The sequence below is a fragment of the Vitiosangium sp. GDMCC 1.1324 genome, from assembly GCF_003044305.1.
Taxonomy (GTDB): domain Bacteria; phylum Myxococcota; class Myxococcia; order Myxococcales; family Myxococcaceae; genus Archangium.
Map to the genome: position 1 here is coordinate 660,458 of NZ_PZOX01000001.1, position 21,473 is coordinate 681,930.

Annotated in this window: 18 protein-coding genes; 9 read left to right on the forward strand and 9 right to left on the reverse strand. The window is 68.1% G+C overall.

The window, feature by feature from the left end:
- Nucleotides 1–74: 74 nt before the first annotated feature.
- The 3 genes from DAT35_RS02505 to DAT35_RS02515 are packed head-to-tail and all read right to left on the reverse strand — an operon-like array spanning nt 75 to nt 2,061.
- Nucleotides 75–458, reverse strand: a complete 384-nt coding sequence (locus tag DAT35_RS02505) for a hypothetical protein (RefSeq protein WP_108065247.1) — start codon at nt 456–458, stop codon at nt 75–77.
- Nucleotides 459–517: 59 nt separating this feature from the next.
- Nucleotides 518–1,582 (reverse strand): SPFH domain-containing protein, encoded by a 1,065-nt coding sequence (locus tag DAT35_RS02510; protein WP_108065248.1) that lies wholly within the window; start codon nt 1,580–1,582, stop codon nt 518–520.
- Nucleotides 1,583–1,584: 2 nt separating this feature from the next.
- Nucleotides 1,585–2,061 carry an NfeD family protein gene (locus DAT35_RS02515; protein WP_108065249.1) on the reverse strand — a complete coding sequence of 159 codons (477 nt, stop codon included), beginning with the start codon at nt 2,059–2,061 and terminating at the stop codon, nt 1,585–1,587.
- Between the two features lie 143 nt (nt 2,062–2,204).
- Between DAT35_RS02515 and DAT35_RS02520 the strand changes: the two genes are divergently transcribed.
- The 4 genes from DAT35_RS02520 to DAT35_RS59775 all read left to right on the forward strand — a co-directional run bounded on the left by DAT35_RS02520 (nt 2,205) and on the right by DAT35_RS59775 (nt 5,795).
- Nucleotides 2,205–3,203: a zinc-dependent alcohol dehydrogenase family protein gene (locus DAT35_RS02520; RefSeq protein ID WP_108065250.1), complete on the forward strand. Its 999-nt coding sequence runs from the start codon at nt 2,205–2,207 to the stop codon at nt 3,201–3,203.
- Entirely contained in the window at nt 3,203–3,970 is a 768-nt protein-coding gene (locus tag DAT35_RS02525) for a glucose 1-dehydrogenase (RefSeq protein WP_108065251.1), read from the forward strand. The genes DAT35_RS02520 and DAT35_RS02525 overlap by 1 nt, the downstream gene beginning before the upstream one ends.
- A 25-nt stretch (nt 3,971–3,995) precedes the next feature.
- Entirely contained in the window at nt 3,996–4,820 is an 825-nt protein-coding gene (locus DAT35_RS02530; protein ID WP_108065252.1) for an alpha/beta fold hydrolase, read from the forward strand.
- Nucleotides 4,821–4,931: 111 nt separating this feature from the next.
- A complete protein-coding gene (locus DAT35_RS59775; protein WP_199242776.1) occupies nt 4,932–5,795 on the forward strand; it encodes an MYXO-CTERM sorting domain-containing protein in 864 nt (287 codons plus the stop codon).
- Between the two features lie 3 nt (nt 5,796–5,798).
- Here the strand turns inward: DAT35_RS59775 and DAT35_RS02540 are convergent, their stop codons facing one another.
- The gene (locus DAT35_RS02540) at nt 5,799–7,895 is read right to left on the reverse strand and encodes a hypothetical protein (protein ID WP_108065253.1); all 2,097 of its coding nucleotides are present in this window, start codon (nt 7,893–7,895) and stop codon (nt 5,799–5,801) included.
- A complete protein-coding gene (locus tag DAT35_RS02545; RefSeq protein ID WP_108065254.1) occupies nt 7,882–8,970 on the reverse strand; it encodes a DUF3142 domain-containing protein in 1,089 nt (362 codons plus the stop codon). The genes DAT35_RS02540 and DAT35_RS02545 overlap by 14 nt, the downstream gene beginning before the upstream one ends.
- A gap of 161 nt (nt 8,971–9,131) precedes the next feature.
- On the opposite strand from DAT35_RS02545, the gene DAT35_RS02550 reads away from it, so the two are divergent.
- Together DAT35_RS02550 and DAT35_RS02555 are read left to right on the forward strand one after the other, a co-directional pair.
- A complete protein-coding gene (locus DAT35_RS02550) occupies nt 9,132–10,193 on the forward strand; it encodes a hypothetical protein (RefSeq protein ID WP_108065255.1) in 1,062 nt (353 codons plus the stop codon).
- 219 nt (nt 10,194–10,412) lie between these two features.
- Complete coding sequence (locus DAT35_RS02555; RefSeq protein ID WP_108065256.1) at nt 10,413–13,451, forward strand: error-prone DNA polymerase; 3,039 nt, start codon at nt 10,413–10,415, stop codon at nt 13,449–13,451.
- Between the two features lie 315 nt (nt 13,452–13,766).
- Here DAT35_RS02555 and DAT35_RS02560 read toward each other — a convergent pair whose 3' ends face one another.
- Together DAT35_RS02560 and DAT35_RS02565 are read right to left on the reverse strand one after the other, a co-directional pair.
- Complete coding sequence (locus tag DAT35_RS02560) at nt 13,767–14,693, reverse strand: NAD+ kinase (protein WP_108065257.1); 927 nt, start codon at nt 14,691–14,693, stop codon at nt 13,767–13,769.
- Complete coding sequence (locus DAT35_RS02565) at nt 14,686–15,663, reverse strand: SPFH domain-containing protein (RefSeq protein ID WP_108065258.1); 978 nt, start codon at nt 15,661–15,663, stop codon at nt 14,686–14,688. The genes DAT35_RS02560 and DAT35_RS02565 overlap by 8 nt, the downstream gene beginning before the upstream one ends.
- 174 nt (nt 15,664–15,837) lie before the next feature.
- On the opposite strand from DAT35_RS02565, the gene DAT35_RS02570 reads away from it, so the two are divergent.
- Nucleotides 15,838–16,977 (forward strand): hypothetical protein, encoded by a 1,140-nt coding sequence (locus DAT35_RS02570; protein ID WP_108065259.1) that lies wholly within the window; start codon nt 15,838–15,840, stop codon nt 16,975–16,977.
- A 259-nt stretch (nt 16,978–17,236) separates the two neighbouring features.
- Here DAT35_RS02570 and DAT35_RS02575 read toward each other — a convergent pair whose 3' ends face one another.
- Nucleotides 17,237–17,695 (reverse strand): hypothetical protein, encoded by a 459-nt coding sequence (locus DAT35_RS02575; protein ID WP_108065260.1) that lies wholly within the window; start codon nt 17,693–17,695, stop codon nt 17,237–17,239.
- 122 nt (nt 17,696–17,817) lie between these two features.
- Between DAT35_RS02575 and DAT35_RS02580 the strand changes: the two genes are divergently transcribed.
- Nucleotides 17,818–18,864, forward strand: coding sequence for a type VI immunity family protein (locus DAT35_RS02580; RefSeq protein WP_233261262.1), 1,047 nt, complete (start codon nt 17,818–17,820; stop codon nt 18,862–18,864).
- A gap of 26 nt (nt 18,865–18,890) precedes the next feature.
- A complete protein-coding gene (locus DAT35_RS02585; protein ID WP_108065262.1) occupies nt 18,891–19,745 on the forward strand; it encodes an alpha/beta hydrolase in 855 nt (284 codons plus the stop codon).
- 62 nt (nt 19,746–19,807) lie between these two features.
- Here DAT35_RS02585 and DAT35_RS02590 read toward each other — a convergent pair whose 3' ends face one another.
- Complete coding sequence (locus DAT35_RS02590; protein WP_108065263.1) at nt 19,808–21,469, reverse strand: acyl-CoA dehydrogenase family protein; 1,662 nt, start codon at nt 21,467–21,469, stop codon at nt 19,808–19,810.
- Nucleotides 21,470–21,473 lie beyond the last annotated feature (4 nt).

The window sequence follows — 21,473 nt, forward strand, 5'->3', positions numbered from 1 at the left end:
AGGAACCCCGGAACTCAGGGGCCCGGGAGTCTTAACCCCGGACGGGCCCCTGTGCAATCCCCGACGGGTTTTTCCTACCGGACCTGCACGGTGGCGGGCACCGTGGCGGACTGAACCTGCCGGGAGAGCCGCCACGCGCCGACCGAGGCGGCGATCGCGGACGTCGTGGTCATCAGGAGGGCCAGGGCGATGTTGTGCAGCGACTCCTGGATGCCGATGAACAGGACGGTCGGACCCTCACCAGCCAGGGGACCGGTATAGGCGCGCAGCAGGCTGATGACGCCCGTGATGAAGCCCAGCCCACCCGCGAAGAGCGTGAAGAGCCCCAGCGTGAGCATCAGCGGGACGTAGCGCGACTCGGGACGGCTCGCGTAACGCAGGCTGGTGGCCAGCAGCGCGAGACCGGCGATGAGCGTGGGATACATCCCCCAACCCCCGGCGATGAAAGCGTCCGACATGGTGTCCTCCGTGAAAGGTGCGTCCCCTCGGACAACGGGGTCCAGGAATAGTTCCGGGCCTATTCCTCGGAGGGCAGGGCCGGGCGGGTGCGCACCGGCACGGCGGGGGGCTGCGTCCCCACGGTGCGCGAGAGGGCCTGGGCGCTCAGGGCCGCGGCGCTGGTGGGCTGCGCCTTGGGGGTGCTCTCCTTGGAGAACACCTCCTTGAGCGTGGCGATGCTGCCCAGCGCGGCCGTGGCCTCGTAGGGGACGAACATCTTGTTGTCGCCCTTGCCCAGCTCCTGCAGCGTCTCCATGTAGCGCAGCGCGAGCACCTCGGGCGTGGCGCCGCCTCCGGCGTTGATGGCATCGAAGACGAGCCGCGTGGCCTCGGCCTTGGCCTCGGCGTCCATCAGCGTGGCGCGCTTGCGGCCCTCGGCGCGGGCGACCTCCGCGTCGCGCTCGGCCTCGGCACGCAGGATGCGCGAGGTCTTCTCGCCCTCGGCGGAGAGGATGGCCGCAGCCTTGTCACCCTCGGCCTTGGTGACCTCGGCGCGGCGCTCGCGCTCGGCAGTCATCTGCTTGGCCATGGCCTCCTTGATGGTGGCGGGCGGCTCGATCTCGCGCAGCTCCACGCGCGTCACCTTCACGCCCCACTTCTCGGTGGCTTCGTCCAGCACCGCGCGCAGCTTGCTGTTGACCGTCTCGCGGCTGGTGAGCGTCTGGTCCAGCGTCAGCCCGCCCATGATGTTGCGCAGGTTCGTCATCGTGAGCTGCTCGATGGCCAGCGCCAGGTTCTCCACTGCGTAGAGCGCCTTCGCCGGATCGACGATCTGGTAGTAGATGACCGAGCCCACCTCCATGGTGACGTTGTCATGGGTGATGACCTGCACGGTCTCGAAGCCCATGACCTGCTCGCGCAGATCCACCAGGTAGGTGCGGGAGAAGCGGTTGTCCACGCGCATCTCCATGGCGCGGGGCGAGTCGAAGAACGGGATGAGGATGTTCAGCCCGCTGCTGGCCACGTGGTGGAACCGGCCCAGGCGCTCCACCACCATCACCTTCGCCTGCGGCACGATGCGCAGGCCCTTGACGAGGGCGAACACCACGCCCGCCGCGAGGATGACGAAGATTGCAGTACCCATCTCTAACGACCTTCCTTCTTCTTCAGAGGAACTTCCAACGAGGCGGCGGGACGCCGCACCCAGAGCTTCAAACCTTCCACCTGCTCGACGATGACGCGCTCGCCCTCGGACACGGGGCCTCCGAGCGGGCGCGCCGACCAGAGCTCTCCGTTGATGCGCACCGTGCCCCCGTGCCCCTCGACGAGGGCCTCGGTCACCACGGCTTCCTGGCCCACCATTGCCTCCACGCCCATCTTCAGGTTGTCCGCATTGCGCATGAAGGCCTTCTTGAAGAGGGTGCGCGACGCGGCGAAGAGCGCCACCGAGGTGAGCATGAAGACCACGAGCTGGGCATTGATGCCCAGTCCCAGCGCGGCCACCAGGCTGGCGACGAGTGCCCCCACGGAGAACCAGAGCATCACGAAGCCGGGAAGGGCGATTTCCAATGCACCCGCGATGATCGCGGCGGCAATCCACAACTGCCAGGCGGAAATGTCCATGAATGCTCCCATACAATCAGAGCTTGCCACCGTGCCAACGCGAGGCGCCACCACCGGCGTTCCGTGACCGACAGTACTCCCCGTGGAGCAAGGGAGCGGGGTAGGCTCCGCCGCCGTCGAACCCCTGGACGAGCGGAGTCCCCATGAAAGCGGTGCGCTTCCCGGCCTTCGGGCCCCCGTTGGATGTGGTGCAGGTGGTGGACGAGCAGGCCGGGCCCCTCGCGCCCGGCGAGGCCCTCGTGGAGGTGCTGGCCACGCCCATCAATCCTTCGGATCTGTCGACGATCGGAGGCCGGTATGGCGTGCTGCCGAAGCTGCCGGCGGTGCCGGGAAACGAGGGGGTCGGGCGCGTGGTGGACGTGTCGGGAAGCACAGCGGTACGGCCCGGCCAGCACGTCTTCCTGCCCATGGGCGGGGGCACCTGGCGCACGCACGTGAAGGCGAAGGCCGAGCGGCTGCTGCCCGTGCCGGAGGGCGCGGACCTGTTGCAGATGGCGATGCTCTCCATCAATCCCCCCACGGCCGAGCTGCTGCTGCACGAGTACGTCGAGCTGCAGCCCGGTGAGTGGGTGCTGCAGAACGCGGCGAACTCGGCGGTGGGACGCTATCTCATCACGCTGGCGCGGCGCGAGGGTTACCGGACGGTGAACGTGGTGCGGCGCGAGGACCTCGTGCCGGAGCTGCTCGCGCTGGGCGCGGACGTGGTGCTGGTGGACGGGCCGGAGCTGCCCTCCAGGGTGCGCGAGGCCACGGGCGGCGCGAACATCCGGCTGGCGATCGACGCGGTGAGCGGCTCGGCGACGGCGCGGCTGGGCGACTCGCTGGCCATGGGGGGCGTGGTGGTGAACTACGGCGCGATGAGCGGCGAGGGGCCATGCCTGTCGTCCTCGGCGGTCGTCTTCAAGGGTGTGACCTTGCGTGGCTTCTGGCTGGTGCACTGGATGGGCAAGACGCCGCGCCAGGAGCAGGCGGCGCTGATGCAGCGGCTGGCTCAGCTGGTGTCCGAGGGGGTGCTGCGAGCCCCGGTGGATGCCACGTACCCGCTCGATAAGATTCACGAGGCGCTCACGCGTGCGATGGAGGGCGGGCGCCAGGGCAAGGTTCTGTTGACACCGGCGGGACCGGTGCAAGGAGGCAAGTGATGGCTGGACGAGTTGAGGGCAAGGTCGCGCTGGTGACGGGCGCGGCGTCTGGATTGGGCAAGGCCGCGGCGGCGATGCTGGTCCGCGAGGGCGCCCGGGTGGCGGTCACCGATCGCAATGAGCCCGGCGCGAAGGACGTCGCCGCTGCGCTGGGTGGGGCCGCGCGCTCCTGGAAGCTGGACGTCACCCAGGAGCCGGAGTGGCAGCGGGTGGTGGACGAGGTGCTGGCTACGTTCGGCCGGCTGGATGTGGTGGTGAACAACGCGGGCGTCGGTATCGCCAAGGACGTCGAGTCGCTGTCGCTCGAGGAGTGGCGCTTCGTGCACTCGGTGAACCTGGACGGCGTGTTCCTGGGCTGTAAGCACGCCATCCGGGGCATGCGCCAGTGCGGTGCGAAGGGCTCCATCATCAACATCAGCTCGGTGGCGGGGCTGGTGGGGGGCGACAACCTCGCGGCGTACTGCTCGAGCAAGGGCGGAGTGCGGCTGCTGACGAAGTCCGTGGCGCTGCACTGCGCGCGCAAGGGCTACGGCATCCGGTGCAACTCCGTGCACCCCACGTTCATCGAGACGCCCATGGTGGATGGACTGGCCAGCCTGGCGGGCGATGTGGCGGCGGGGAAGGCGAAGCTCGCGCGCATGATTCCGCTCGGCCACATCGGCGAGCCGGACGACATCGCCTATGCGGTGGTGTACCTGGCCTCGGATGAATCCAAGATGATGACAGGCTCGGAGCTCGTCGTGGACGGTGGCACCACGGCGATGTGAGCAATCCCCAACCCCGGAGCGCACCATGCCCTTCCTGGACGTCAATGGCACCCGTCTCTACTACGAGGACACGGGAGGCTCGGGCGAGCCCATCGTGTTCAGTCACGGCCTGCTGTGGAGTGGCCGGATGTTCGACAAGCAGGTGGCGGCGTTGAAGGACCGCTACCGCTGCATCACCTACGACCACCGCGGCCAGGGCCAGAGCGACATCTGGAAGGTGGACACCGTGGACATGGAGACGGTGTACGCGGACGCGGTGGGTCTCATCGAGAAGCTGGGCGTGGGGCCGTGCCACTTCGTGGGGCTGTCCATGGGCGGCTTCGTGGGCATGCGGCTGGCGGCGCGGCGGCCGGACCTGCTGCGCTCGCTCGTGCTGCTGGAGACCTCGGCGGACCCGGAGCCCGAGCAGAACGTGCCGCGCTACAACCTGCTCAACTTCATCGTGCGCTGGTTCGGGGCGAGGCTCGTGGCGAAGCCGGTGATGCGCATCATGTTCGGCCGGACGTTCCTTGAGAGCCAGGAGCGGGCGGCCGAGCGGGCAGAATGGAAGGCCCGGCTCCTGGGGCTGCGTCGCGACGTCTGGCGCGCGGTGAATGGCGTCATCCGGCGGCGCGGTGTGTACGACGAGCTGCCGCTCATCAAGACGCCGACGCTGGTGCTGGTGGGCGAGGAGGATGTGGCTACGGTGCCGGCCAAGTCCGAGCGCATTCACGCGGCCATCGAGGGCTCGAAGTTGGTGAAGATGCCCCGGGGTGGGCACACCTCGACGGTGGAAGAGCCGGAACTGGTGAACCCCCTGTTGATGCGCTTCCTGGACGAGATGTCCTCCGGGAATCGCCAGGCGGGCTGAGCGGTCCTCTCGAACCGGGCAGCATCCGCCCCTGATGCCATCGCTCCTCTCCAATCTCCACACCTCCCGCTGATCGCTCGCGCGGTAGAGTCGCCGCCCTGCACAGGAGAGGTGGAGTGCCATGAGACGGAGTACATCGATGGATTGGAGTCTTCTGCCCGCACGTGGCGGGCATGGCTGGACGAGAAGCGTGCTCCTGGGCGCGCTCCTGCTGGCGGGCTCGGCTCGGGTGCCTACCTGAAGCGCGTGGTGAATGAGCACGACATTCTTCCCTCGGACCTCGGCCCCGCGCGCGTGGATCAGGAGAAGCCCTCGAATCCGGTGTTCGGAGGCAGCGTGATGATCAACGCCCGCGGTGACATCACCTTCTCCGCGGGATTGGCACCGCCGGACAACGATCAGGAGGAATGGGGAACCGCCATCTACGTCGCTCAGTCCTCGTTTGAGCCGCCCGGAGGCGAGGACGGCGGTGTGGTGACGGACGGTGGCACGGAGTCCGACGGAGGCGTGGTGCTGGACGGCGGTGCGGCGCCGGATGGTGGCACGGAGCCCGACGGTGGTGTGTGGCTGGATGGAGGCACCGAGTTTGACGGTGGCACGGAGCCTGACGGAGGCGTGGTGCTGGACGGCGGTGCGGCGCCGGATGGTGGCACGGAGCCCGACAGTGGTGTGTGGCTGGATGGAGGCACTGAGATCGACAGCGGTGTGGCGCTGGATGGCGGTGGAGATCCGGGTGCTGGTTCAGGGTCCGATGGCGGTGTGGTGCCGGATGGCGGCGCGAGTGGGCTCGATGCGGGCTCGGGGCAGGACGCCGGTTCCAAGGATCCGACCCTGGTTGATCCGAGGACACCGGACAGCGGCTGCGGCTGCCAGTCGACGTCACCCGCTGCGCTGTGGTCCTGGGCCATCCTGGGTCTGATGGGCCTGGCGCGTCACTGGCGAGGTTGGCGCCGGGAAGGCGCGGCGCGCGACTGACGCCTACTGGTCGCCGGTCTGGCTCTGCGCATCCCGGCGCTTGCGGCGCACGAAGATGATGGCGCCCGCCACTGGCAGCAGCAGCATTCCTGCTGCCACGGTCGCCGTCGTGCGCAGCCGCCAGGTCCGCCAGGGCAGGGCGAGCTTCTGGTTGCGCAGCCGCTCGAAGTCCGGCTCCGGGCAGCTCTGGCCGAACATCCCAACATCCGCGGCGAGTGCCCCTCGCTGCACGTAGGTGCGCCACAAGCGCTGGACCCGTTCCGGCTCGCTGCGCGAGGCGAACCGCGCGGCATGGCACAGCAGCGCCGCGTACGCCTGGCTCCGGGGATGCACCAGGTCCGCGGCCTTCTCGGCCAGATCCGCCGCCGTGGAGCGGTAGTGGAAGCGCAGCGCGTGCGGCGGCGCGTGTGCGGTCAGTCGCTCGCGCTCGGCGTCCGTGGTGAACGGGAGGTTCTCCAGCACCACCGGCTTCTTGGGACTCTCGTCGTACTGCTGGAGCTCGAGGTACCACTGCCCCACGTCGAACTCCCCCTCCGCCCAGGCCCAGTCGGGAGCCACCTCGGTTCCCAGCAGCTCCATGCCGGCGTTGCGTGCCAGCCGCGCCGCGGAATAGAGCGCCTGGGCTTCATCCACGTCGTTCCACACCGACCGTGCCCGATCCAGCGCATCCACATACTGCCGCGCGGGCTCTTCCCACTTTGTGCCTCGGAAGTATTCCAGGGACTCCTGGCCACGGCCGTTGCGCAACATGCGTCGGCCGAGCAGCAGGCGGAGTTTCTCACCCACGTTCTCTCTCGGGGTCTCCACGTCTGGACCGGAGCCTTGGGGCACGGCGATCGGCGTGTCCTCCGCCAGATCGGCCTGCTCGCTCGAATACAAACCGGGCCTGGGTCGACACCGGAACTCCGGGCTGGTGGCGTGGGCCGCGATGAACCGCCGCAGCTCCTCCTCCGTCAGCACGCGCTCCGCCACGTAGGCGATGTCTGGCCACGAGCAGGTCCTCAGCACGCGCTCCGCCGCCTCGCTGAAATCGCCACGCATGAGCGCCAGCAGCGCCCACTCTCCCTCCACGCGCGCCCTCGGACGCATCAGGGGATTCCAGGGCTCGATCGTCCAGTCTTCCGTCGCCGGGATGCCCTCCCGGGCCTCCGCGAGGTACTGCTCCGCCGCCGTCCGGTCTCCGCGGCGCAGCGCCAGCTTCGCCTTCACCCAGGCCGCCAGCGGAGTCCGCTCCTGCCCGGCGAAGCGCTCGGCCAGATCGAAGCGGCCCGCGCGCCACGCACCCGCCGCCAGCCGATCCGCCCCGGCCAGTCCGGGCACGGCCGCGAGTGCTTCCAGCAGACGCGGCAGCGGGTTGGGGTAGGTCCCCGTACCGTCTTCCGTCCACAGCGTCTCCTGTCCTCGCGTCCACGCATAGGTCGCGAGCAGGCGCTGTCCCAGGGGATCCTTCAGCGCTCGTTGCAGGCGCGCGTCGTCGCGGCCGATGGCCCGGGCCACGAACAGCAGCGAGGACACTCCACTCGAGCTCCCGTGGGCCGCCTGCTCCGCGTAGAGCTGGATCGCTCCCACGTCATCGCCCTCCTCGAGGTGCAGCCGTGCCTCTTCGCCCAGGCTCGCCACGGCCAGCCCCAGCGGATCCTCGAAGCCCTGGCGGACCAGCTCACGCACCTCGGCGAAGCGCTCCCGGCCCTCCTGCGCCGACTCCGCCGTTCGCGCCAGCATGAAAGCCGCGAAGGTGGAGAAGCGGCGACGCTCCTCGGGGGGCAGCACGAGCACTTCCTTGAAGCGGGCGCGGGCCTCGTCCCAGTGCCTCGCATGGAAGGCCTTCGCTCCGGACTCGTAGAGCTCCGTCTCGCGGGCTCCGCCTCCCGTCCGGGCTCCTTCCGGCTCCTCGCCGTCGACCACGGAGAAGGTATCCGTTGGCTTCGGTACCAGTCTCTTCGCCTCGTGATGGAAGGCGCCGTCCGGCAGCTCCGACAGCGTCGCTGCGCGGTCTCTCAGCAACTCGGGCGGGAAGTCGGGGCCGCAGGCGCTCGCGCGGCGGACGGGGACGAGCACCACCAGCAATACCAGGAACGTCACAGCGCTACGGAGCAGCAAGAGTCACCTCGGATCCCCGCACGAAGCCGATGACGCGGCGCTCGCCCACGCGCAGGCGGGGAGGCGTGCGCGCCACGAGTGAGGTCCCCCGCGCGGTATAGCCGCCCACGCCGTCGAGGATCTCGAGGTTGCCGGAAAGGGAGAGGCGCGCGGGGGCATCGGCGTCCACGCGGCCGGTGTTCTCGATGACGATGTCCCAGGTGCCTCCACCCACATCCACGAGGCGAGGGACGAACCGCGGCGACAGGGATTCACCCCGAACCACCGCCGCGAGCGTGGGAATGCTCCAGGCCTCCGGGTCGCCCCGGTGGCCAAGCCGGAACCAGACGATGCCCGCTACGTTCTCCACGGGACGCTCACGCAGTCCGGCCAGAAAGCGCGCCACCTCGCGCGGCTCCGCGGACAGTCGAGTCCCGTCCCGCAGCCGCACGCGGTAGGTGGGGAGTGCCACGAGGAAGGGGCGGCCGGTGGCTTGGGACCAGGCTTCGATGAAACCCCGGGCCTCCTCGGGAGTGAAGAGCGTGGGAGCGCGCACGGCGTGCACCTGGAGGACGATGCCATCGGGAATGGAGGCCAGCCGGGCGATCGCTGGCGAGGCACTCCACGTGGGAAGCGCCGTGATGGAGAGTGCCAGGTCCCCGAGCGCCGCCCGCTCGCGCGCCAGCCAGTCCGCGTAATCCGGCAGCGCGGCGGTGGCGCAGTCATGATCGAGCTCGATGCCTCGGACGCGCACGCCCCGCGCCCTCCAGGCCCGGGCATGCGTGGCGACCTCCTGGAGGGAGATGCCCTCGAGAGGCGCCGTGCCGTCCACCCGCATCACAGCCACCACCTCGCGGCCACTGCGCACGAGGGCCGCCACGTCCACCGCGATATCCACCGGGGTTCGTTCGGGTCCCGAGCGCTCGCGAGCCAGCACGCGGAGCGCTCCCAGCTCCGAGGGGGCCTCCGTGACGGCCTGACTCAGCTCGGGGCTCCAGTCGCGCTGCCAGACATAGGTCTCGTGGACGAGGGCCCGGGGCGGTGGCGAGTCCCCTCGCGTGCAGGCAAGGCCGAGCGCGAGGAGCAGCACGCCCATCCACCCCCACGCTCGTCGCTGTATCGAAGACACCGTCGGATCCTAACTCAGTTCTCGCGAGCCACGGAGACGCGAAGGTGGGCCGAGGACCGCACGGCGCATCAATCAGGAGCGCCGCCCACCTGGGACCCTGCCACAATCTTGGATTCAAGGAGGAGGGGATGCACCCGAACGTGGCCTTCACCACCGATGACACGGAGGACTGGGGGCTGCCGCTCGCGGGCTCGGGACTGTTGCTGGATGTCCCCGCCGAGGGTCGCTGGCGCCAGCCTCCGTCCCTGCACCTGGAGGCCGCCCCGGACTACCGGCTGCGCCTGACCAGCGGCGGACAGCCCTTGCTCTGGGTGCGTATCGATGGCTGGTGGGATCGGTGCGGCTTTCTCCGGGGCAAGGCCCTCGCTCCCTGGGGCCTGCCTCCGCTGTCCGCGGCCGAGGTGCGCGAGGTGACGCATTCACCGGGGACAGATCCCTGGTGGGAAGCTTGGATGTGGCGTCTGGGCCGCACGCTCGCGCAGTCCGAGCATTCGGTGCTCCACGCGGGTCGCTGGTGTTTGCGGCCCCTCCAGGCCATCCGTGCTCCCGAGGCGTGCCGCTATCCCATCAGCACCATGGAGTGGCAGTTCGGTCAGCCTCCGCTCCCACCCCACTCACCCGAAGGAGTCCTCCGCTTCGAGCGGTTTCGGGTGGAGGACTGGACGGACTTCGAGCCGTACTCAGAAGAGCGGATGCGCGTGGGGGCCATCATGCCGCTGCGTGCTCCCTCGCCCGAGGACGATGGGCGGGTGAAGAGCTGGCGCAAGCGCGCACGGGACGGAACGCTGCCTCCCGTGCTGCTGCTCTATGTGGACCTGCTCATGAAATGGCTGGTGCTTGATGGGCACGACCGTGTGCACGCGGCCTTGCTCGAGGGAGTCACTCCGCCGCTGCTCGGGCTCTGGCCGGTCCACGAGGTGGCCTTGCCCGCCATCCCCGAACGGTACCAGGGCATCATGCAGGCGGCGGAGTTCCACCTGCGTGCAGGGGCGACGCCGACGGTCATCGACAGGGTCAACCGCATGCTGCGGGTCAATTATGCGCAGCGCAGGCGAGGCACCGTGACACGGGGCTGGCCGCTGAGCGGTGGTGTCGAGGCCTGGCGGGCCGAGGTGCTCGCCTCGCGCCGGTGGAGCCCCTTCCCAGCGGAGGGGCAGGACTGGGAGTGGTTCGTATCCCCGGGACGCTGAACGGCTTCCGCTCATGGCGGGGCGGGCGTGTTGCGCATCTGGTGGACGCCAGGGTCGCGAGCAGGAGCGCCTGGATCAGACGTCTCCGGTCCTCACGTGCCCATGCACCCGACGAGATGGTCACGCGGAGCGATCTCACCTCAAAAGTGTCGTGACACGGTGGGTAGGCTGAACATACCTACTGGGGCGGACCTTCCGCCTGAACGGCTGCTCAGTAGTTTGGCGGACGTGTACGCGGAGCTGGTCTGCCGGTCGAACTTTTCGTTTCTACGCGGGGCCTCGCACCCCGAGGAATTGATCCAGGCTGCGGCGGAGCAGGGACTGGCCGCGGTGGCGCTGGCGGACAGGGACGGACTTTATGGCGCGGTGAAGGCCCACCTGGCGGCGAGGGACGCGGGGATCAAGTTCCTGCTCGCCAGTGAGCTGACGCTGTTGGATGGCCCTCCGGTGGTGGTGTACGCGCAGGACGCGAGGGGCTACGCGAACCTCAGCCGGCTCATCTCGAAGAGCCGGATGCTGCACCCCAAGGGCGAGGCGGGCCTGCCCTGGCGCGAGCTCGCCGAGGGCAACGAGGGGCTCCTGGCCTTGCTCCCGTTCCCGGCGCCCGCGGAGCAGGTGGCCCCGCTGGCGGAGGCCTTCCCGGAACGCTTCTACGTGGGGATCTCCCGATCGCTGTCCTCGGGAGACGAGGCCCGCGTGGCCCGGTCGAAGGCCCTGGCGAAGGGGCTCGGGGTGCCCCTGTGCGCGCACAACGACGTGCACACGCACCAGCGGAGCCGCCAGCCGCTGCAGGACGTGCTTACGGCCATCCGGTACAAGACGACACTCGGGCAGCTCGGGACGCGGCGGCTGTCCAACGCCGAGCGGACGCTGAAGGGGCCCGAGGAGATGGCGCGGCTGTTCTCGGACTGCCCGGAGGCGCTCGAGCGCACGCTGGAGCTGGCGGGCCGCTGTAATGCGACGCTGGAGGGGCTGCGCTACCACTTCTCGGAGGAGGATCTGCCGCCGGGTCACTCGACGACGACCTGGCTGCGCGAGCTGACGTACCAGGGGCTCCAGGTGCGCTACCCGGGAGGCGTTCCGCCCGAGGTGGTGAAGCAGATCGAGCACGAGCTGAAGCTCATCGGGGCGTTGGACTTCGCGGGGTACTTCCTGGCCATCTGGGACATCGTCCGGTTCGCACGCTCGCAGGGGATTCTATGCCAGGGGCGAGGGAGCGCGGCGAACTCGGCGGTCTGCTACGCGCTGGGCGTCACGGCGATCGATCCGGTGCGGATGGGGCTGCTCTTCGAGCGCTTCCTGAGCATGGAGCGCAAGGAGCCGCCGGACATCGACGTGGACTTCGAGCACGAGCGGCGCGAGGAGGTGCTGCAGTACGTCTACGAGAAGCACGGCCGGCACCGCGCGGGAATGGTGTGCGAGGTCATCTGCTACCGGGGGCGGCTGGCGCTGCGCGAGGTGGGCAAGGCGCTCGGGCTGTCGTTGGATCAGGTGGACCGGCTGGCGAAGACGGCGGGCTCCCACGGCGGCGAGATGGGACCGGAGCTGCTGAAGGAGGTGGGGCTGTCGGAGGAGGACCGGCGGGTGCGGCAGACGCTCGCGCTGGCGACGGAGATTGAAAGCTTCCCGAGGCACCTCTCCATCCACGTGGGCGGGTTCGTGATTACGCGCGAGCCGCTGGTGGAGATGATCCCCGTGGAGAACGCGGCGATGAAGGGCCGCACGGTGGTGCAGTGGGAGAAGGACGACCTGGAGGCGGTGGGCGTCCTGAAGGTGGATCTGCTGGGGCTCGGGATGTTGACGGCGCTGGCGAAGTGCCTGGCGCTGATCAAGGAGCACCACGGCCGCGACCTGTCCCTGGCCACGATTCCGTCGGAGGACCCCCGGGTCTACGAGATGCTGTGCAATGCGGACTCGATCGGGGTGTTCCAGATCGAGAGCCGGGCGCAGATGAACATGCTGCCGAGGCTCAAGCCGCGGTGCTTCTACGACCTGGTGGTGGAGATCGCGCTGATCCGGCCGGGACCCATCGTGGGAGACATGGTGCACCCGTACCTGCGGAGGCGGGAAGGGCGGGAGCCGGTGGAGTACCCCTCGGAGGACGTGCGGAAGATTCTGCAGAAGACGCTGGGGGTGCCGCTCTTCCAGGAGCAGGCGATGAAGCTGGCGATGGCGGTGGCGGGCTTCTCGCCAGCGGAGGCGGACGGGCTGCGGCGGGCGCTGTCGCACAAGCGCGCGGAGGAGCGGCTGGGTCCCTTCCACCAGCGCTTCGTGGAGGGCGGAGTGGCGCGAGGGTACACGCCCGAGTACGTGGACACGCTGTTCCGCCAGTTCCGCGGGTTCGCGCACTATGGCTTTCCGGAGAGCCACTCGGCGAGCTTCGCGCTGCTGGCGTACGCCTCGTCGTGGCTCAAGTGCTACTACCCAGCGGCCTTCACGGCGGCGCTGCTGAACTCACAGCCGATGGGCTTCTACGCACCGCACACACTGGTGGCGGATGCGCAGCGGCACGGAGTCCGGGTGCTGGGCGTGGACGTGAACCACTCGGGGTGGGACTGCACGATGGAGGAGGGCGGAGCGCTGCGGCTGGGGCTGCGAATGGTGCGAGGGCTCCAGGATGCGGTGGGGCGGCGGGTGGAGTCGGCGCGGCAGGGCCAGCGCTACACGAGCATCGGTGAGCTGGCGCGGAGGACTCGGGCGCCTCGTCACGAGCTGGCGCGGCTGGCACTGTCAGGGGCCCTGGGGAGCCTCAGCGGCTCGAGGCGGGACGCGCTGTGGGAGATCCAGGCGCTGGGCCCGCTGGAGGAGACGGACCTGTTCTTCGGGATGGCGATGGATGGGACGTCGGTGGAACTGCCCCAGATGAACGTGGCCGAGCGGGTGAGCAAGGATTTCGAGACAGTGGGCGTGTCGCTGGAGAAGCACCCGCTGGAACTGCTGCGGCCGATCTTGCGCAAGCGGGGCGCGGTGACGGCGGCGGGGCTGGAGCGGGTGCGAGCGGGAGCTCGGGTGGCGGTGGGCGGCATGCTCATCTGCCGGCAGATGCCGCCGACGGCGAAGGGGTTCTGCTTCCTGTCACTCGAGGACGAGACGGGGATCGCGAACCTCGTGGTTCCGCCGGACGCATACGCGAGGTTCCGCAAGGACATCCACGGCGCGCTGTTCCTGGTGGGGCAGGGGACGCTGGAGAAGACGGGGAAGGTGACGAACGTGAAGGTACAGCAACTGGAGCCGCTCGCTTCCGGGCTTCAGGGCTGAGTTTGGTTTCAGCGGATTCGCACCACGCCTACGGCGAAGTATCCCCCACCAGTCTGCCGATAGGCCGCAATATCTGTTGCGAAACTCCCGAGGTAGACAGGATCGGCCTTTTCGAATTGAGCACACCCGGACAACATGGCGTCCCGATCCAGTTTGTAGTCGCTTCGACGGCCATACCAGAGCGTAAGTAGGAACCGCTCGTCGGCAGGGCTCCAGGATCTCAGCTTGTCTATGCATGCTCTGATGGGATCGAGGTGAACCACTCTTCGTTCAAGTCGTACCAGTTTGGCATGGAGGTGCGGTTGGCTCCTTTACTTAATGGACAACGAGCTTGGCACGCTGTGTCGCTGGACGCACGCGAGCGGTGGTTCCAGCGTTGAATGCAAGAAAGTCCTCCTCCACACCGTCGCTGAAGATGACGCCCCCCGTGGGCATCCGTGACTCCACCTCCAGCTCTTGCTGCGCGCTGACGAAGCCGGCCACCATGCTGGCCGCCGAGTGCCGGCTGATGAAGGGCTCGCGCACCACGAAGGCCAGCCGCGGGTCCTCCCAGGTGAGCCTCCACGGTTGGCCCGGCTGTCCACCCGTCGCCTCCGTGATTCCCCGGGCCAGAGTGAACACCGAGGACAGCCAGCCGCTCGAGCCCGCCCCCGTGGAGACGATGATGCCGCTGGAGGACTGGGACTCGGCGCGGCTTTCGTGGTGCAGGGTGTAGCGCGCGGAGACGTGGGTGCGTGCCCCGAGGAACAGATCATTGAAGCCGAGCAGCCGCTGGCCATCGTTGAGCACCACCTCGGCGAGCGTCACCTCGCGGAAGCGGGCGCTCTGCTCCAGCACGTGGCGCACTGCCACCCGGGCCTTGTCGACCCCGAAAGGCAGTAGCACTCCGTCGAAGCGCTCGGGGTCCGGGTTGACGCCGACGATCGGCTGCGAGCCCACGTACTTGGCCACGTTGGCCACCAAGCCGTCCTGGCCCACCGTCACCACCAGTTCCTTGCCGGTGAAGAGGAAGGTGGGCACCAGTGAGCGGTCCACCTGCTGCACCGGCAGGCCGAGCTCCAGCAGCTTGTGCAGCGTGTCGAGCGAGCGGCGGTAGGTGTCGTCCTCCCGTGCGTAGTCCTCGAAGTCCTGGCCGGCGTGCTCCAGGTAGAAGCGCGCCTGCGAGCGCGTGTTGAAGCGCTCCACCAGCTCGGCGAGCCTCGTCTTGCGGGTGACGAGGACGATCTTCTCGTACTCAGCCATGGCGACCCTGGTTCCCCGACGGGGCCGAGAGCAACGAGCGCAACAGGTCCGGGGACACGTTCAGCTCGCCGATCTTCCCCGCGTTCTCCGCCATCTCGCGGAAGGCGAGCGCGATGTTCAACTTGGGATCGTTCCCGCCACCGGCCGCCGCCATGAGCACCTTCCAGTCCACGTCCCGGATCGGGGCGAGCGTCTTTTCCAGCGCGTAGGCCTTGGCCTCGGCGGCCTTGCGCTCGTTGTCGCTCCAGCGCTCCATGAAGGAGGAGCGCTGCTCCTCCACGGCGATGTCCGCGGCGATCTGCGCCTCGCGGATCTGCCGCTTGCCGGCCTCGACGGACAGCTCGGTGGCGATCTCGCTCTCCTTGATGCGGCGCTCCTGCTCCACGGCGGCGTTGCGGCGGGCGTAGATGGCCTCGTCCGCGCGCCGCTGGAGTGCCTCGCGCGCCTCGGCCTCGAGGGCCCGCGCCATCTCCGGGGTGGGGCGCGCCGAGAGGAGCGCGAAGCCCTGCACCTCCACGCCGAGCATCCGCACGGCCTCGGACTCGCGCAGCGCGGCGAGCACCTTGCCCTCGATGGTGGCCGCCTGCACGAGCACCTCGCGCAGGGCCATGGACTGCACCACTGTGCGGGCGCGCACCTGGGCGATCTGGACGAGCCGCTCCTCCAGCTTCGAGGGATCTTCCGAGGCATAATCACCCGAGGGCTTCACCGAGTAATCCAGCAGCCCGGCGAGTAGCTTGGGGTCCGCGACGCGGTAGGTGAGCTGGCCCTGGAGGGTGGCGGCCTGGAAGTCCTGGGTGATCTCGTTGAAGACGAAGGGCACGTCCGAGCTGGCGAGCGGCACGGCGACCACGGTGGTGGTGGGGGCCCAGTAGAAGAAGGAGAGGCCGGGCCCCTCGCGCTTCACCTTCCCGTCCTTGAACTGCATGACGTACGTCGTCGGCGGCGCCTTCATGTACCGGATGCTCATGGTTCAACCCTTCTCGTCTTCGTGTTTATACGACACCAACATAGTGTCGAATGGACACGAATGCAACCCGAAGTGGAGCGATGGATGGTTCCTCTCTTCAGGGCCTGGGCTGGGGGTGAGGGTGTTCCCCACGAGGTGGGTGAGTTGCGTATGTGACTCGCGTAGGCTCGGGGAATGTCTCCTCCTTCGAGTGACCTCCTCCGGCAGGTCCGCCAGCGGCCCGGCATGTACGTGGGCGATACGGGCGGTTACGGCCTCCACCGGTTGCCGTTGCTCCTGCTGGAGGCGGGAGCCCTCGCCGCGAGCGAAGGCCGCGGTGATGAAGTGAGCCTCCACCTCGGGGCAGGGGACTCCTGCTCGTTCTTCTTCAACGGGCCATTGTGGCCATCACGGCTCGTGCCCGAGCCTCCAGGGGACTCGCTGGCTCGCCTGTTCACGCTGGCTGATGCCGACCTTCACGCTCCCCGTCCGGACGGTGCGCCCGAGACGTTCCTCCTGGTGTCTCCCTACGAAGATCTTGCGGTCGTCAACGCGCTCGCTTCGGAGCTCGAGGTCTCCTTCGGTGCTGGCAGGAGGATCTGGCGGCAGGCCTTTCGATGCGGAGAGCCGGCTGGCCCGGTACACGAGGTTCCCGTCAAGGAGGACGGGCCTCCATCAGCCAGAGGCACGCGCATCCGCTTCGTGCCGGATCCCTCCATCTTCGAGCGGCCTCGGCTTTCCTTCCTGGGACTGTTGTTGCGGATGGAAGAGTTGGCCGCACTGCACGAGCGTGTCTCCTTCCGTCTGCGCGATGACGTGCGCCAGGTCGAGACGCACCACCGTTTCGAGCGCGGGCTCGTGGACTACTCCGCACGGCTCTCCGCGCCGGCGTTCCCTCTCCATGCTCCCTGGGGCTTCGAGGGACGCCACGGCTCGAGCCGGGTCCGGCTCTCGCTCCAGTGGTGTGGGGCACCGGGAATCCGGGTGGTGTCCTGGGTAAACCAGCTCCGGGTGAGTGGGGGAACGCATCTCAAGGGGTTGGTCCAGGGGCTCCATGGCGCGCTCTACCACTACGCCGAGACGGTGGGCCGTACGCAGGAGATCCCGGCCTACATTCCCTCGGTGCTCACGGAGGGGCTCACGGTGCTGCTCGATGTCATGGTGGCTCGGCCGGTGTGGCTCGGCCCGGTGAAGGGAGAGCTCGCCAACGAGGAGTGTGAGTTCGCTGTGGCGAGTCTGGTCGAGACGTGGCTGGGCAAGCGGTTCCAGGAGGAGCCGGTGGTCGCGGAGCAGGTCCTGGAGCACGTGATCGGGCGGTACATCGCACGCGGATAGCGCGTTAAGGTTCCGCTCCATGGGACGTCTTTGCCTCGCTGTCTCGACCGCCGCGCTCCTCTGCCTCTCGTGTCTGCAACCCCGGGCCTCCTGGGGCGGGCAACCCACCGGCGCGCGCTCTCAGTTCAACCAGTCCTGTGGTGCGGCCTGCGCAGCAGCCCCAGTCAATGCGAGCACCGGTGAAATTCTCGCCCCGGCGGCGTCCCGGGCCGGTTCGGTGGTTGAGAAGGTTGTCCAGGTTGTCGAGGCCGCCCAGGGACTACTCACTCTCGAGCGTGCTCTCACCGGAGCGGAGCTCGACCGCCTCGAAGCCATTCTCGTGAAGTGCGTGGCGCAGGCTCATGCGAATATCAACGAGGCCTACCAGAAGCGGGGCAGCAACTCGCGATTCAAGAATGGCAAGTTTCCAAATGACGCCGAGTGCGAACGGGTCGTGCGTTTCCAGCCCCCCGATGATGAGCCCGTCACCCTCGCTCAGGAACTCGGCCTCTTGAAACATGCCGACGCCTTCGCCTGTGTCAAACGCCACCTTTCGACGGAATTCAGCGGCAATTTCTCCGTCGAGCCGCGTTACAAGGGAAACCCTGATGCCAACGGTGTCGTCCTCACGAATGATGGGCCTGGGTCTCTTGTGCCTGACCTCGTGGCACATGGCACCCGAAATGCCACCGATGTGCAGTGCGTCTACGAATTCAAGTTTCCTTGCCTTGAAAGACACAGGCTCAACCCGCTGAAGTCTCCGGGCACAGAGGCCCAACTGGAGAACTACCAGCAGCTCAGCAGGCGATGCCCTGTGGCACTCATCACACCGAGTGGGCTCCGGCAGCTTGGCGTTGACCCATGACCCATCTTCCGCGCATTCGCCTTCGTGGCATCCCTCCCGGGCGCTGGCGCCTCTACGATGGCGAACCACCGCGCCCGCGCCGGGAGCTCCTCGCGCGAGACGTATTCCGTGTCGCCTTTTATCTGCCCCATGACCATGCCGAAATCGCGGAGGGTATTCTCAATGCCCTCGAATGTTACATGCGAGCGGTCGGAGAAGGGCCTGGGTCAATCAACCACATCTATCTCGGGGGCAACGACGAGGGTGCCAGACTGACTGACGAGTGGTGGGGTTACATTCGTAACACCCTCCAGCCGCAGCGACGATGGCGCTTCCCAGACGACTACGGCGAGGCAGAGGCCCGAAGCATCGAAAAGCGAGGCTTTCAAACCAGGCTGCTCCTCACTGGCGGTGCCAACGAAACCAACGGTTACCTGTTCGAGTACCGGGCCCGGATTCCTTATCGTGACCCGTCGCCCTTGGTGAGCCTGCTCAGCGCAACCCTTCCCACAGAATATCTGGTGGCACACGGGCCCGCGAGAGTGCGTGAGCTCGTCCTGGCGATGGCTTCTCGACTTCGCTTCGCCACGGGACACGCCGGTCTCGCGCTGAGCGTCTACTCCTCCCTTCGTAACTCCGAGGAGCCCCTCCGCACGGAGCTCATTCGTTACCCAGGCATTGATCTGCGGGCTGCCTGGTTCAACTCCCACTGCATGGACGGCCGGGTCGATGGCGTCCACTGGCTCAATTTCCTCGCACAGCCCGTGCTAGGCGAGCTGGGCGGAGCCACCGCGCTTCGCTCTCGCCTTCATGCTCGCGAAACGGTCGTTCAGAAGTTGGACGAGGATCGGGTTGTTGTCTCCCTCGGCGAGTGGCCGGAGGCGGGAGACCTGACTGAGGGGCAGACTCTTCCCGCGTACCGTGAGTTCGCCCGGGTCCTGGCGCCCTGGCTCGAGCCTCTACACCTGCCGCAAGTCACGTCCTCCGGCGAGCCACCGCGCTACACGCCATTACGCTTCACCGAGGAGCAGGCAAGGCGCTGGTGGAGGCGCTTCCTCGACTGACGCGGTGACGGTTAAGGTTCCGCCCCATGGGACGTCTTCTCCAAAGGGCGAGGCGGATGCTGCTCCTGGTGCTGGCCACGCTGGTCATCGCGTACGTGGGACTCTGCGTGCTGGTGTTCTTCAACCAGAGGCAGATCGTGTTCCCGGTACCGCCGGGGGCTCGCGAGCCGAAGCTGCCCGGAGCTGAGTTCCTGCGCATCCCCGGGCCAGAGGGGTCGACGGTGTTCGCGCTGTATGTGCCCTCACCGGAGGGAGCACCAATGGTGGTGCACTTCCACGGCAACGGTGAGCAACTCGCGGACAGTGCGTGGCTGGCGCAGCGCTTCCAGGAGGCGGGGCTCGGCTTCTTCGCCGTGGAATACCCGGGCTACGGGCTCGCGGCGGAGCAGGGGCCCTCCGAGACGGGCATTTACGCGGCTGCGCAGACCGCGCTGGAGCATCTGCACAACACTCTGGGTGTGCCTCGGGAGCGCACGGTGTTGCAGGGGCAATCCCTCGGGTCAGGTGTGGCGGTGGAGATGGCGAAACGGGGCCACGGCTCGCGGCTGGTGCTCATCTCCCCCTACACCTCGATCGTGGAGATGGGGGCGAGGGTCTTCCCGTGGTTGCCCGCGAGTCTGCTCGTGAGGGATCGGTTCGACAGCGCAGCCAAGGCGCCCGGGCTGAAGTTGCCGGTGCTCATCGTTCACGGGACTCGGGACGAAGTCATCCCCGTGGACATGGGTCAGCGGCTGGGAACCTTGTTCCCGAATGCCTCCCTGCGCATCCTGGAGGGCAAAGGCCACAATGACGTGCTCGACGGGCCAGCGACCCTCCAGGAATTGATGCGGTTCGCTCGTGAGGGCGTGCAGCAGGCTGGAACAGGCCAGACAAGACCTTGAACGGTGGGCCCCTGCCGCGAAGGACTGCTCATCCTTCGCGGATGGTCCACCTGCAATGTGGGTCAGGACACCAGCAGCCGCGCGTCGTCCAGATCCATGTCTGTGATCAGGTCCACACCGTTGCGCGTGAGCCGCCGCGCTGCCGCCGTGGCCTTCGGGCCGTGTCCGTTGTCCAGGCACCACTGAGCGTGCTCCACCAGCAGTGCCAGTTCGTAGGTGCGGCCCAGCGTCAGTGAGAACCGCCTCGCTCCGGCCTCCACCGCCGCTGGGTTCTCCATCGCCTTCATCACCCACGCCCGCGCCTTCTCCAGCGCGTCTTGCGCCGCTGTGACGCATGGCTTCAGGCCAGCGTCCTTCGCTGCACCCAGCCGCCGTTCCGCGTCCGCATAGAGCGCCTCGAGCGCGCCTCCCTTCGCCATCGCTCGCAGTGTGTCCAGCGAGAGCACGTTCGTCGTGCCCTCCCAGATGGACAGCACCTGCGCGTCCGCCAGGATTCTCGGCAGCCCCGTGTCCTCCACGTAGCCCGCTCCACCGAAGCTCTCCACCGCCTCCGACGTCACGTGCACCACCTGCCGTCCCGTCGTCAGCTTCGCCAGCGGTGTCACCAGCCGCTGCAGCAACAACTCCTCCTCCGTCGCCGTCTTCGCCTCCAGCTTCCCCAGCAGCTCCACCGCCCGGAACGCCAGCAGGAATCCGCCGTGGAACTCGGCCTCCAGTCCCGCCAGCGTGTCCACGTGCAGTGGTTTCTCCGACAGCAGCGCTCCGAACTGCACCCGCCGCTTCGCGTAGTCCTTCGCCAGCGCCAGCGCCCGTCTCATGCTCCACGCGGCGCCCATCGCGTTCCACGTTCGCGTCACGTTCAGCATCCACGACATGTTCCGGATGCCGTCCGTCAGCCCCGCCACCGGCTCCGCCAGCGTCCCGTCCAGCGTCAGCTCCGCCGTCGGCACCTTCCTCGTCCCCAGCTTGTCCTTCAGCCGGTTGATCTGAATCCCGTTCAGCCTCCCGTCCGCCCCCCGCGTCTCCACGTAGAAGATCGCCAGTCCCTTGCCCCCAGGTCCGTTCCCCTCCGGCCTCCCCAGCGTCAGCGCCATCTGCGACGTCGTCGCCGAGGTGAACCACTTCGTCCCGTACAGCCTCCACCCCTCGGGTGACTGCTTCGCCACCGTCTGCGTCAGCCCCACGTCCGAGCCGCCCGTCCGCTCCGTCATCCACTGTCCCGAGGTCCAGAACGTCGCTGGATCCCTCGACGTCAGGTGGGGCAGGGCGCGCTGGATCAGCTCCTGGTTCCCCAGCGACAGCAGTGTTCTCGCCGCCCCGTCCGTCATCGCCAGCGGGCACGAGTAGATGTCCAACGATGCCTGCACCAGGTAGTTCAGCGCGAACTGGTGGATGCGGGAGCGGTCGCCGTTCTTCTGCTCGTACGCCACCGCCACCAGGCCCCGCTTCGCCGTCAGGGTCTCCGCCTCCTTCCACAGCGGCGACACCTCGATTTGATCCACCCGGTTGCCCCAGGCATCCCACTGCATCAGCGTGGGCTCGTTCAGCCGATCCCTGAGCTGGAAGTCGTAGAAGTACCCGCCTCCCAGCTCGCCCAGCTCGCGCAGCTCGCCCTCCAACCCCGCCCGCATGTCCCGGGGGAGCACCCGGTCGAGATAGCTCCGGAGCAGCGCATCGTCGTCGTACTGGTTCCCAAGCCTCGGTGGTTCCTGGAAGAAGCTCATACCG

Coding starts and splice junctions, on each gene's coding strand:
- DAT35_RS02525 (WP_108065251.1), top strand. CDS start 3,203: ATGGCTGGACGAGTTGAGGGCAAGGTCGCGCTGGTGACGGGCGCGGCG.
- DAT35_RS02550 (WP_108065255.1), top strand. CDS start 9,132: ATGCACCCGAACGTGGCCTTCACCACCGATGACACGGAGGACTGGGGG.
- DAT35_RS02560 (WP_108065257.1), bottom strand. CDS start 14,693: ATGGCTGAGTACGAGAAGATCGTCCTCGTCACCCGCAAGACGAGGCTC.
- DAT35_RS02515 (WP_108065249.1), bottom strand. CDS start 2,061: ATGGACATTTCCGCCTGGCAGTTGTGGATTGCCGCCGCGATCATCGCG.
- DAT35_RS02520 (WP_108065250.1), top strand. CDS start 2,205: ATGAAAGCGGTGCGCTTCCCGGCCTTCGGGCCCCCGTTGGATGTGGTG.
- DAT35_RS02505 (WP_108065247.1), bottom strand. CDS start 458: ATGTCGGACGCTTTCATCGCCGGGGGTTGGGGGATGTATCCCACGCTC.
- DAT35_RS02585 (WP_108065262.1), top strand. CDS start 18,891: ATGGGACGTCTTCTCCAAAGGGCGAGGCGGATGCTGCTCCTGGTGCTG.
- DAT35_RS02545 (WP_108065254.1), bottom strand. CDS start 8,970: ATGGGCGTGCTGCTCCTCGCGCTCGGCCTTGCCTGCACGCGAGGGGAC.
- DAT35_RS02570 (WP_108065259.1), top strand. CDS start 15,838: ATGTCTCCTCCTTCGAGTGACCTCCTCCGGCAGGTCCGCCAGCGGCCC.
- DAT35_RS02580 (WP_233261262.1), top strand. CDS start 17,818: ATGACCCATCTTCCGCGCATTCGCCTTCGTGGCATCCCTCCCGGGCGC.
- DAT35_RS02565 (WP_108065258.1), bottom strand. CDS start 15,663: ATGAGCATCCGGTACATGAAGGCGCCGCCGACGACGTACGTCATGCAG.
- DAT35_RS02510 (WP_108065248.1), bottom strand. CDS start 1,582: ATGGGTACTGCAATCTTCGTCATCCTCGCGGCGGGCGTGGTGTTCGCC.
- DAT35_RS02590 (WP_108065263.1), bottom strand. CDS start 21,469: ATGAGCTTCTTCCAGGAACCACCGAGGCTTGGGAACCAGTACGACGAC.
- DAT35_RS02530 (WP_108065252.1), top strand. CDS start 3,996: ATGCCCTTCCTGGACGTCAATGGCACCCGTCTCTACTACGAGGACACG.